The sequence below is a fragment of the Pedobacter paludis genome (genome assembly GCF_003173575.1).
In the GTDB taxonomy this organism is placed as follows: Bacteria; Bacteroidota; Bacteroidia; order Sphingobacteriales; family Sphingobacteriaceae; genus Pedobacter; species Pedobacter paludis.
Window position 1 is genome coordinate 418,356 of the sequence record NZ_QGNY01000002.1, and the last position, 12,271, is coordinate 430,626.

7 protein-coding genes and 1 riboswitch are annotated in these 12,271 nt (G+C 37.6%); of the genes, 5 read left to right on the top strand and 2 right to left on the bottom strand.

The annotated features are described in order from the left end of the window. Window positions 1-3: 3 nt before the first annotated feature. From DF947_RS06360 to DF947_RS06375, 4 genes are all read left to right on the top strand, one after another. The gene (locus DF947_RS06360) at window positions 4-222 is read left to right on the top strand and encodes a DUF3820 family protein (protein ID WP_109928864.1); all 219 of its coding nucleotides are present in this window, start codon (window positions 4-6) and stop codon (window positions 220-222) included. 196 nt (window positions 223-418) lie between these two features. Beyond that, a complete protein-coding gene (locus DF947_RS06365; protein WP_109928865.1) occupies window positions 419-1,501 on the top strand; it encodes an efflux RND transporter periplasmic adaptor subunit in 1,083 nt (360 codons plus the stop codon). Window positions 1,502-1,526: 25 nt separating this feature from the next. Beyond that, window positions 1,527-4,697 carry an efflux RND transporter permease subunit gene (locus DF947_RS06370; RefSeq protein WP_109928866.1) on the top strand — a complete coding sequence of 1,057 codons (3,171 nt, stop codon included), beginning with the start codon at window positions 1,527-1,529 and terminating at the stop codon, window positions 4,695-4,697. Beyond that, window positions 4,690-6,123 (top strand): TolC family protein, encoded by a 1,434-nt coding sequence (locus DF947_RS06375; RefSeq protein ID WP_109928867.1) that lies wholly within the window; start codon window positions 4,690-4,692, stop codon window positions 6,121-6,123. Before DF947_RS06370 ends, DF947_RS06375 begins: the two co-directional genes overlap by 8 nt. Window positions 6,124-6,223: 100 nt before the next feature. Here DF947_RS06375 and DF947_RS06380 read toward each other — a convergent pair whose 3' ends face one another. Continuing rightward, window positions 6,224-6,940, bottom strand: coding sequence for a DsbA family oxidoreductase (locus DF947_RS06380; protein ID WP_109928868.1), 717 nt, complete (start codon window positions 6,938-6,940; stop codon window positions 6,224-6,226). Between the two features lie 226 nt (window positions 6,941-7,166). Between DF947_RS06380 and DF947_RS06385 the strand changes: the two genes are divergently transcribed. Further along, on the top strand, window positions 7,167-9,065 hold the full coding sequence (locus DF947_RS06385; RefSeq protein WP_109928869.1) for a hypothetical protein: 1,899 nt from the start codon (window positions 7,167-7,169) through the stop codon (window positions 9,063-9,065). Between the two features lie 77 nt (window positions 9,066-9,142). Here the strand turns inward: DF947_RS06385 and DF947_RS06390 are convergent, their stop codons facing one another. Next, window positions 9,143-11,845, bottom strand: a complete 2,703-nt coding sequence (locus DF947_RS06390) for a M14 family metallopeptidase (protein WP_109928870.1) — start codon at window positions 11,843-11,845, stop codon at window positions 9,143-9,145. Window positions 11,846-12,033: 188 nt separating this feature from the next. Next, a riboswitch (cobalamin riboswitch) is annotated at window positions 12,034-12,240 on the top strand. The last annotated feature ends 31 nt before the right edge of the window (window positions 12,241-12,271 follow it).

Below are 12,271 nucleotides of genomic sequence, written 5' to 3' on the forward strand. Positions count from 1 at the left end.
AGAATGGATCCAACCTTATTGCTCGATTTAGTGAAAATGCAAATGCCTTACGGAAAGTATAAAGGCTACATTATCTGCAATATTCCTGAAAGTTACCTGCTGTGGTATAAGGACAAAGGCTTCCCCAAAGGAAAATTGGGCGATTTAATGGCTACAATGTTCGAAATTAGAGTTAATGGATTAGAATATTTGTTAACACCTTTGAAAAATCAGCATAAATAATATAATTCTAATCGGCTATTCCGGTTTGTATCCCTACAAACTGTGGCTGAGCTTGGCAGAAATATCTAGATAAAAATATAATTTTCGTGCCCAATTCTGAAGCTAATTCATAAAAACTTCATAATCGTGTGGTTATTTTGGCATTTAATAAAGGTTTTTTCAAGACCCTAAATCAAACCGCTTAAAAAATCAGATAATGAAGAAAATTATAATGCTCACACTTGCGAGTGCGTTACTCTATCAAACAGGATGCACCTCAAAAAAAGAAGAAAAGGAAGAAGTTGTTACCTATGCAGTTACATCCCCACTAAAAATTGATACATCTTTCACCAAAGAATATGTTTCACAGATAAAATCTGTAAGAAATATTGAAATCAGAGCTCAAGAAAAAGGCTTTTTGCAAAATATTTATGTAGATGAAGGCCAACATGTTCACGCAGGTCAGGTATTATTTAGGATAATGCCAAAAATGCTTCAAGCAGAATTGTTAAAAGCACAGGCAGAAACAAAATCTGCAGAAATTGAATTAGAAAACACAAAATTACTAACCGATAAAAATGTAGTTTCTAAAAACGAGCTTGCAATGGCAAAAGCTAAACTTCAGGCTGCAAATGCCGAAACCTCTTTAGCAAAACTACATTTAGGCTTTACAGAAATAAGAGCGCCATTTGACGGAACAATCGATCGGATTCCTTTAAAACTAGGCAGTTTAATTGATGAAGGCGCTTTGCTAACCAGCTTATCGGATAATAGCCAGGTTTTTGCTTACTTCAATGTTTCAGAACCCGAATATCTAAGTTACCAATCGGCCGCAAAAGCTAAAGGCCAACAAGAAGTCGGTTTATTGCTTGCAAATAATGAGATGCTAAAATCGAAAGGTAAGGTAGAAGTTATTGAAAGTGAATTCAACAATGAAACCGGTAATATTGCCTTCAGAGCAAGATTTACTAATTCTGATAATTTACTGAGAAACGGTGAAACAGGTAAAATTGAAATGGTAGTTCCATTAAAAAATGCAATTGTTATTCCGCAGAAAGCTACTTATGATATTCAGGATAAAACCTACGTTTTTGTAATTGATAAAAATAATAAGGTACACTCTAGAGCCATTACAATTGCAAGTGAGCTTCCTGATTTATATGTGATTAGTGATGGTTTAACTCTGGATGATAAAATTCTGCTCGAAGGTGTTCAGAAGGTGAAGGATGATGATAAAATTACCTTCAAATTCCAAAACCCAAAAGAAGTTATCAAACAGTTGAGATTGAAAACCGAATAATCTAAATCCCGCCAATACTTATTTTATGTTTAGTAAATTCATACAAAGGCCCGTCCTTTCTATCGTTATATCTTTAGTAATTGTGTTTTTAGGCGTGCTGGCAATAAACTACCTGCCCGTAACACAATTCCCATCTATTTCGCCACCTAAAGTAAATATTACGGCAGAATACCCAGGGGCAAATAACGAGCTCTTAATTAAATCTGTTGTAATTCCTCTGGAGCGTGCCTTAAACGGCGTTCCGGGAATGAAATATATCGCCTCTGATGCAGGTAATGATGGTGAAGCAAGCATTCAGGTTGTATTTAACTTAGGTACCGATCCAAATCAGGCCTCGTTAAATGTTCAAAACCGCGTAGCCGCAGTAACAAATAAACTTCCGCCTTTAGTTGTTCGCGAGGGAGTAAAAATCACCCGGGAGGAATCCAACATGTTGATGTACATTAACTTGTATAGCAAGGACCCCAAAATGAACCAGAACTTCCTGTATAATTTTGCCGATATCAATTTGCTTTCCGAATTGAAAAGGGTAGATGGGGTAGGTTTCGCCGATATTTTGGGCGATAGGGATTATGCAATGCGTATCTGGCTAAAACCCGATCGGATGCAGGCTTATAAAATTTCTGTTGATGAAGTGATGAAAGCGCTGGATGAGCAAAGTCTGGAAGCCTCGCCAGGCAAAACAGGTGAGAGTTCGGGACAAAGATCTCAGGCTTTTGAGTACGTTTTAAAATATTCTGGTCGCTACAATACCAAAGAAGAGTATGGCAACATTGTGCTAAGGGCAAATGCCAACGGCGAGATGTTACGCTTGAAGGATGTGGCCGATGTTGATTTTAGTGCCGCCGCTTATAACCTGTACTCTACCTTGAACGGAAAAGCATCTGCAGCAATTGTGTTAAAACAATCTTATGGAAGTAATGCTAGCCAGGTAATTAAAGATGTTAAGGCTAAAATGGCCGAAATTAAAACCAGCTCTTTCCCCAAAGGCCTAGATTACGAAGTGAGTTACGATGTTTCCAAGTTCCTTGATGCTTCAATCGAAAAGGTTATTCACACCCTTGTTGAAGCATTTATTCTAGTAGGCCTGGTTGTATTTCTATTCCTTGGCGATTGGCGTTCTACGGTAATCCCGGCAATTGCAGTACCTGTTTCGCTTATCGGAACCTTTGTATTCATGTCGTTTTTTGGGATTACGCTTAACTTAATCACATTGTTTGCTTTGGTACTCGCCATAGGGGTTGTGGTAGATGATGCGATTGTAGTTATCGAGGCCGTCCACGCAAAAATGGAGCACAATAGAAAAATGTCGGTTTTAAGAGCCACACAGGAGGCAATGAAGGAAATTAGCGGTGCTATTATAGCCATTACCTTTTTAATGGCTTCGGTATTTATTCCAGTAGCCTTTATGTCCGGTCCTGTAGGGATTTTCTACCGTCAGTTTTCCATCACAATGGCTACTGCAATTATCCTTTCCGGTATTGTAGCATTAACACTTACGCCTGCTCTATGCGCAATTATGCTAAAAAACAACCATGGGCATGCTAAGAAAAAATCATTTGTCGATTTGTTCTTAGATCGATTTAACAATGGTTTTGCAAAGCTTTCGGGTAAGTACGAAGTCGTTTTAACCAAAGTTGTTAGTCGCAGGTTATTAACGTTTGGGGTGCTAATTGTATTCTGTTTAGGTATTTGGGGATTAAGCGGCAGTGTACCGTCGGGCTTTATTCCAAACGAAGATCAAGGTATGGTTTATGCCATTATTCAAACGCCTCCAGGTTCTACCTTAGAACGTACTGACCAAGTTGCAGAAAAACTTCAGAAAATATGCGAAGATATTGATGGTGTAAAATCAGTATCATCATTGGCGGGTTACGAAATTTTAACAGAAGGTACAGGTTCAAACTCCGGAACATGCTTAATTAATCTTAAAGACTGGAGCGAACGTAAAAGCTCTGCACTTGATATCATTGAAGAACTTGAAGAGAAATCGAAATCTATTCCAGGTGCAACTATAGAATTTTTCCAGCCACCGGCAGTTCCAGGTTATGGAGCAGCGGGCGGTTTCGAGCTTCGCTTATTGGACAAAGCCGGTAGTGGCGATTATAAAAAAATGGAAACTGTTGCCAATGATTTTGTTAGGGAGCTTAACAAACGCAAAGAACTATCATCAGTATTTACCTTCTACAGTGCTAGTTTCCCACAATATATGCTGAAGATTGACAATGACATTGCGCAACAAAAAGGCATAACGATTGATAATGCAATGAATACGCTTTCTACTTTTGTTGGGAGTAATTACGAAACGAGTTTTATAAAATACGATCGTCAGTACAAAGTGATGGTTCAGGCGTTGCCACAGTATCGTGCTCTGCCAGAAGATATTCTGAAATTATCAGTTAAAAACGATAAAGACGAAATGGTTCCTTTTTCTGCCTTTATGAAAATGGAAAAAGTTTACGGCCTTTCGGAAATTACAAGACACAACATGTATAATGCTTCCGAAATTAGTGGGCAATCTGCACCAGGCTACAGTTCTGGTGAAGCCATTGCTGCAATTACAGAAGTGGCAAAGAAAACCTTGCCAAGAGGTTTCGGTATAGATTGGGCGGGTATTTCAAAAGATGAGGTATCAAGAGGTAATGAAGCAATTTATATCTTTCTAATCTGTTTAGGCTTCGTTTATTTAGTACTTGCGGCTCAATACGAAAGCTTTATTTTACCCTTATCCGTAATCCTTTCTTTACCCGTGGGTATTTTTGGAGCATTCCTATTTTTAAAACTTTTAGGTTTGGAAAACAACATTTATGCACAAGTTGCAATGGTCATGCTCATCGGGTTGCTTGGTAAAAATGCAGTTTTAATTGTAGAATTTGCTACACAACGGCATGCGCAGGGAGCAACGGTTTTAAAAGCGGCAATGGAAGGCGCAAGTGTACGTTTCCGCCCAATTTTAATGACATCCTTTGCTTTTATTGCAGGTTTAATTCCCTTGATGATTGCTACTGGCCCAGGTAAAATTGGAAATAGAACTATTGGTTCTGCAGCTGCAGGCGGTATGCTTTTCGGAACCATTTTCGGAGTACTTGTTATTCCAGGATTGTATTATGTTTTCGGAACCATAGCGGCCAGACATAAACTGATCAAAATTGAAGAAGAACATCCATTAACCGAAGAAATTGAAGACAATGTTTAAGAAAAATATATATAAAGGCCTTGGATTCGTTTTAATCTGCTTAGCCTATACCGCTTGTAAAGTACCACAGGTGGCACAAAGAATCGAAAACAAAAATGTACCCGGAAGTTATAACACTTCAGTAGATACTTTAAGTAGCGGGAAAGTACAATGGCGTCAGTTTTTTACTGATCCAAATTTGGTTAGCTTAATCGATACTGCATTAAAAAACAATCAAGAGTTAAACATTACCCTACAGGAAATTGAAATTGCGAAAAACGAGATTAGAGCAAGAAAGGGAGAGCTTTTACCAAGTGTAGGTTATAGAGTTGGGGCAGGATTTGAAAAGGTAGGCCGTTACACCAGCAGTGGTGCGGGTGATGCATCAACCGATATAACGCCAGGAAAAGAAGTGCCCGATGTTTTGCCTGATTACGGATTTGGACTTCAGGCAAACTGGGAGGCAGACATTTGGCATAAATTACGGAATGCAAAAAAAGCGGCGTTAACACGTTATTTATCTACCGTAGAAGGTAAAAATTTCGTCGTTACCAATCTGGTAGCCGAAATTGCAAATACTTATTACGAACTATTGGCTCAGGATAATCAACTGGAAATTGTTAAAAAGAATATTGCCCTGCAAAGTAATGCACTAGAATTAATGAAGATTCAAAAGCAGGCAACCAGAGTTACCGAGCTTGCGGTACGTAAATTTGAGGCAGAGGTTTTGAGTTCTAAAAGTTTAGAGTTCGATATTCAGCAACAGATTACAGAATCTGAAAACAAAATCAATTTCTTGCTTGGCCGCTATCCACAGCCTATTGTTAGAGATAAAACGAGTTTTACCGATTTGGTTCCACCAACCATTCAGGCTGGTATTCCAGCACAGCTGTTGGCCAATCGCCCAGATATTAAACAGGCCGAATATGATCTTGCGGCCTCAAAATTGGATGTTAAAGTAGCAAAAGCTCAATTTTATCCATCTTTGGGTATTTCGGCTACATTGGGTTATCAGGCGTTTAATCCGTCTTATCTGTTAAGAACTCCAGAATCCTTAGCTTACTCTTTAGCTGGAGATTTGGCCGGACCACTGATCAATAAAAATGCAATTAAAGCTGAATATCTTACGGCTAATGCAAAACAATTGCAAGCCGTATTTAACTATGAGAAAAGCATTTTAAATGGATATATGGAAGTAGCAAATCAGTTATCAAACATTAGCAACCTGCAAAAAAGCTACGATTTAAAATACAAACAAGTTCAAGCATTAACGCAATCTATAGATATCGCTAATGATTTGTTCAAATCAACCAGAGCCGATTATTTTGAAGTGTTAATGACACAACGCGATGCCTTACAGTCAAAATTAGAGCTTATTGAAACTAAGAAACAACAGTTAAATGCAGTGGTAAATGTTTACCATGCTTTAGGTGGTGGCTGGAACTAAGCTAAAATACTAAGTCGTCGTCATTGCGAGGCACGAAGCAATCCCCTACTAAATAGATTGCTTCGTACCTCGCAATGACGAATATGGTGTTTAATCAACACTATATCTCACAACCATTTTCGTCACAAATTGCATCATCATTTTTATTTAAAGATGTTATGGTGGTTTTCGGTTGAGCCTCTTTCCACTCCGTAAAACTTTGTGTTAAGGCATCTGTAAAAGCCTGAACGGGCTGTGCTCCAGAAACACCATATTTACGATCCATAACAAAATAAGGCACACCACGAATGCCCAAGTTTTGGCTTTCGTAAACATCATATCTTACAGCTTCAGCAAATTGATCACTATTTAATACTTCCTCAGCCTCTGCTTTGTCAAGACCAATTTCTACGGCTACATCAACCAAAACCGAAGTCTCGCCTATATTTCTGCTCTTTACAAAATGAGCTTCGAATAATTTTTCTTCGGCCAGATCCTGCAGATTGTGTTTTGAAGCCAAATGAATCAGACGGTGGGCATTAAAGGTATTCGCTGGAATGTTTTTGTCAAAATCGATTGTTAAACCTGCATTTTCTGCCATATCTACAACCTGCTTGGTCATTTGTTTTGCCTGTTCAATAGGCATTCCCTTACTTCTTGATAGATATTCGTAAACAGTTTCGTTATTTGTATTGTGATATTCTGGATTCAGCTGATAGCTTTTCCAATCGACTTCAATTTCGTTTTTGAACGGAAGTTTTTCAATTGCCTGTTCAAAATGTCTTTTCCCAATATAGCAAAACGGACACATTACGTCCGACCAGATTTCTACTTTCATAAAGTAAAATTACGTGGATATTTATAATGCTGAGTAAACTCAAAGTAAAAACACATTTGCCAGCGTCCAACACCCCAAACCGAGCAAGCATTTTCTCAAATAGGGAAAATAGCTCTACATGCACAAAACCCAATGCATTTTTAAATAACTGATTTTTAGATGGTTGTTGAATTTTAAATTTTCGGCATCATTTTGCAAATGCAATTGCAAACCATTCAATTCAATTATGAAAAAAACGCTTTTCACATTCTTGACGCTGTCAGGGATGTATTTTGGTGCTTTCGCTCAGCGCCAGCCAGATCATATTATTGATTTAAAAAATCATATTCAGGAGATCAATATTCATCAAATTACGGGTATTCCAATCGCTGTAACCAACGAATCCTATTACGGTATTGATCCTAATACAAATAGGACAATATGGAAAGTTGATAGAGCGCTGTACCAAAAACTTTCTAACTTAACCGATGATACTCCAGAAGATTTTTTCGAAGTTGCACTAACACCTTACGCTATAATAAACGATAATTTAGTTGATGTAAGATCCGGTAAACTAATCATAGATAAAACCAAAGACAATATTAAAAGGCTAAAGAAGTACGACACAATGTTGCCGATTGGTGTAGTATTACTCGAAGGCGCATCAGATGGTGTTCAATATCTTTTCTGTGTAGATTTAAACAAAACAGAATTAAAATGGAAAGCAAAAATTGGCACAACAAGTATGCTGAAAGATGCCGTTAAAGGTGCTATTCCAGAAAACCCATTTACCACAGGCAGTTTCAAAACTATTGTAAGCAAAAATGGTAATTTCATTTATAAGGCCGATAAACACCTTATTTCAATTAATGGGGCAGATGGCACCGTTATGTGGGATCTTAATATTAATCCTGGACAGGCTTTTTTCAATAATGATGAGAGTTGTTTAATGGTAGTTGATAAAGGTGGAAGCATGATGTCTATGGTTACTAATTCGATGACCTTAAACTTAAATAAACTTGAGGCTTTGGGAAAGGAAATGACAGCGATTGACCCACAGACAGGCAAAACCAAATATGAATTGAAGTTAGAAGACAGATATAAATGGACTGCTGATTTTGGGGATGAATTTTTTGTGGCCAGTACAGCAGGTGGAAATTTATACAGCTATGCAAATGGGCAGAAAAAATTCAAAAAAGATTTTGATGAAAAAAGAATTCAGGATATTCAAAAAACAAATGAAGGTTATTTAATTTCTTATAAAAACGAGCAAATGCTTGTAGACCAGACCGGTAAAAAGCTTTGGAAAAAACCTGTTGTAATAGAAGATGTTAGTGATGATGTTGATTATGATCGCTATGATTATAAAACAGGTTATGTTATTGCGTATAAAAGTTATTTAGGTTATTACGTTAAAGATCAGAAGAAACCTGTTTGGAAACTTAGTCTAGACGAAAAAGCAAAACTTGCTTATGATGCATTGCATCAAAACATCCTAATTCTTGACGGAGAAAAATATTATATCATCAATCCTGAAAAATCAGCTGAGAAACCAAAGCCTTTAAAAGTTAAACTTAAAGACGATGGCGATAGCTTTAACGTAGTAGATATTAAACCTAATTCTTACTTTTTTAGTGGGCCATTTGAATATTTCATCACTGATATTTCTGGCAACATTATTAAACAAAAGTATTTTAAAGAACCTGGAGGGTTTATGAGACAGCTTGCAAACGTGGGATCAGGAGTTTTGGCAGCGGCCGCAGCTTATCAAGCAACTGCCGGTTTAATGAATATGGATAAAGGCATTGCTCAATCTTTAACAGGTTTGGGCGAATCTGGTAAACAAACATTTAAAAAGGGCGTAAATCAATATAACTCTACAAATGCCCTTGCATCAGGCGCCGCACTTCTTCAAGCTTTCGGCGGACCAAGATACAATGCATTTGCTTCAACACCTTCTAATGCATATTATTTTACTAAAGGTGAAAATAATGACAAATTATTAATAAGGGTTCTTAAAGATAACGGTGATGAAACCGATAAATTAATTTTCTTAAACAACAAGCCTGTTTATCAAATAGATTATATTACAAATAAGGTTTTTTATCTGCATGGAAATGAACTACAGATTTTTAATAATAGATAACTGATTTAAAAACCTAATAAAAAGGGCAATTTTCTATTGAAAACTGCCCTTTTTATTATTTTGACACCAATATCCTTCTATCTATACAGCTGATTAAACAGCAGTTTAAATGTTCCATGAGTTTGCGCTCGGAATGTAATTTCTGGTCCGAAGGCGTAAAGTGTTCCTTTTCCAATTTGGCTTTGAAAACTTGTAATTCCATCTTTTAAATAAGCCTGCCCCCAAGCCCATCCGCTTCTTAACGGAGAAGCAGAATTAAACCACATTAATGGTTCAATTTTATAAGTAGATTTTGAGTCTTTATCCAATTTAAAAACCGGGCTTTCATCAAAGTAAACATCGGTAAGTTTATCTAAGCCCCAGTTTGCAGATTTGCTTTCATCAATTTCTGTTTGTAAAACACTTCCAGGAATATAATATTTTTCATCAGGAAGTTTTTTGTCTTTACCATCAACAAGCTCAACAATGGCATTTTTTACAGGTAGGCCAAGCTGATATGCTAAATTGGTGCTTGTTCCCATCGTTACAATCTTTCCGCCGTCTTCTAAAAATTTCTTCAATTCTGGAATTGATTTATCTGATGTGATTCTTCCCAATTGTTTTCTGTATTCTTCGGGAATTTCCTCTGCTTTTGGACCAAAATTTCTACCGCCTGCACCTTGCGCCTGAAGAGCCGGAATTGCCCCGCCAACAAATACAATTACATCGTATTTAGATTTCAGATTTCCTGCATCAATATCCTGAGGATAAACAACATCAATTGCATAATGGTATTGTTCCATTATAAAACGAACCCAGCCAGAAGGCATCGAACCACCATAAGTATCCCATAACGCAATGCGAGCATTATTTACCGCAACTTTACGTTTGGGTTCGGCCCCGATTTGGGCATTTACATTTGCTTTCTGCAAAACCTCTACCGCTTTAGCTGAAGATTTTACATAAAAATCTCCTGATTTCTCATCGCGAACCACAGCAAGATTTGCCTTCAGTAAATCGTTAACGGCTTTATAAGAATCATTTTGCTTAGAGCTTAAAACAAATCCTTTGCCCAATGGGACTTTATTTGAAGGTGCCAGAAGTTCTCCGATAGGCAGTTTTTTAAACGGCCCAGAAAAATCATTTAAAATGCGATCAAATTTAACATTCATTAAATAAGCTAACGTCCAACCTGCAGCATCGTATGGCGCAACTGGCGGGCCACCAGGATATTTAAAATCGTTTGGATGATCTTGTGGCTCAAACATATCCAACACGTGCGGTCTAAAAGCCTGATCGGTTTTTACAACATAACTTCCGGCAGGATATTTCTTTCCTTCAACCGTAAAATCGGCAGAAGCTTTTTCTACAACAATTCCTGTTCTGATTAACGCATTTAAAAATTTAACCGCTGTATTAAAGTCGGGCTGATCTACAGAAAGAATATAACCTCTGGCATCGCGATTAATTGGCGCTTTCATTACAGTATCATAAGCTTTCATACTAATCTGTCTGCGGGCTCCAAAATCAGATTCTCCGCCAGCAACCGTTGCACCTTTTTCATTCTTGGCCGCTTCGTTAATTGCTTCTATTTTTTTAGGCGAGAATGACCAATTATCCTTATTTCCTCTATCTATTGAGTTTTTGCCCATTTGATAAATGTTATACAACAATTCATCGTGATAGCGTTGTGCATAACCCAAAACAGCATAATTTAAGGATACTGAATAGTCAATCGAATTTTTAAAATACCATTTTCTTGGTGTAATTGGGTTTGGAGAATCGCCACTTGGCAACAATCTAGAAGGCACTAATGGGATATCGGAAGGTGTGGGGCTCCCAATAATCTCCGTTAATAGACCAACCATATTATGAAAATATGTTGTAGTACGAAGCCCTCCGTTGTACCATGTAGAATATACAGATCCGCCCCTTTGAGTATATCCCGGTTTATTTTCCACATTCATTCTGTTGTGCATTGCGGCGCCTACAGCATCCAAGCTGGTTAAAATTGTAGGGTCGAAAACATAATTAAACGGATCGCGATAGGGTGGGCCTGCAACAACAGTTCCTGCAGGACCAGCTTGATGATGATTATACATAATCTGCGGAATCCACTCTACAAATAGCTGGCGCCCAATGTTTTGTGTTTCTTTAAGATTAAGCATAAAGAAATCTCTGTTATTATCATGGCCGGCGTATTTTTCATAAAGTCTCGGTAAACCGCTTAAAGTTCTTTTTTTAGGGTCTTTATCCCTCATGTACCAATTGCTTACCAACTCCTGCCCATCAGGATTAGCATGGGTAAACAGAATGATTACATTATCCAGAATACGCATCGTTTCTGGATCTTTTCTCGAAACAAATTCATAAATGGTTTGAATGAGCTGATGGGCGCCAACGGTTTCAGTAGCATGTAAACCTCCATCAATCCAAACCACAGCTTTACCTTCTTGCGCCAAAGCTTTTGCTTTTTCTGGCGATATTTCTGCATGAGCAAGCTGTTGCGAAATCTCTTTGTAACGATCTAGTTTTTTTAAGTTTTCTGGCGAAGAAACAATTAGCATATATTGACTTCTGCCTTCTTCGGTTTTACCAATATCAACCAGCTTAACACGATTGGATGCCTCTGCAAGTTTCTTAAAATAAGCTTCGGTTTGCGTATAGGTTGCCAGTTGATAGTCATCGCCAATGTTAAAGCCAAAGTGCGATTTTGGTGTAGGGATTTCCTGTGCAACCGCAGCACTACTGCTTACAATTAAAAAGGCAAGACACAGCTTTTTAAAGTAGTTTTTTATCATAACGGGGGATTTGTTTGTTGGATAAATCAAATATAATATAGAATCACATCCAAAAATGCCCTGAATTAAATTTGTTACAAGTAGTTTGATATGTTTTGGGTGCCGTTTTAAGGCAAATGAGTATAAATCGAAAAAATTCTAAATCCTAATCCATACATTTGCCATTGATGTAAGTTCTTAACTTTATTTTTTCATCAACCAATATAGGTTCCGGGTGTAAAATCTGGATTAAAAGGGAATCGTGTGCAAATCACGAGCTGTCGCGCAACTGTAAATCTTGTCTTCAACAAAAAAGACAACAGTTTTATCAATTAGGCCACTGTTCCGAATTTCGGAATGGGAAGGCGATAAAACTGGGGATAAGTCAGGAGACCTGCCATTATTGAATTGACGGTGCTTTCGCGTTCTAAGGCAATTGGTCAGGTC

Coding starts and splice junctions, on each gene's coding strand:
- DF947_RS06360 (WP_109928864.1), top strand. CDS start 4: ATGGATCCAACCTTATTGCTCGATTTAGTGAAAATGCAAATGCCTTAC.
- DF947_RS06365 (WP_109928865.1), top strand. CDS start 419: ATGAAGAAAATTATAATGCTCACACTTGCGAGTGCGTTACTCTATCAA.
- DF947_RS06370 (WP_109928866.1), top strand. CDS start 1,527: ATGTTTAGTAAATTCATACAAAGGCCCGTCCTTTCTATCGTTATATCT.
- DF947_RS06375 (WP_109928867.1), top strand. CDS start 4,690: ATGTTTAAGAAAAATATATATAAAGGCCTTGGATTCGTTTTAATCTGC.
- DF947_RS06380 (WP_109928868.1), bottom strand. CDS start 6,940: ATGAAAGTAGAAATCTGGTCGGACGTAATGTGTCCGTTTTGCTATATT.
- DF947_RS06385 (WP_109928869.1), top strand. CDS start 7,167: ATGAAAAAAACGCTTTTCACATTCTTGACGCTGTCAGGGATGTATTTT.
- DF947_RS06390 (WP_109928870.1), bottom strand. CDS start 11,845: ATGATAAAAAACTACTTTAAAAAGCTGTGTCTTGCCTTTTTAATTGTA.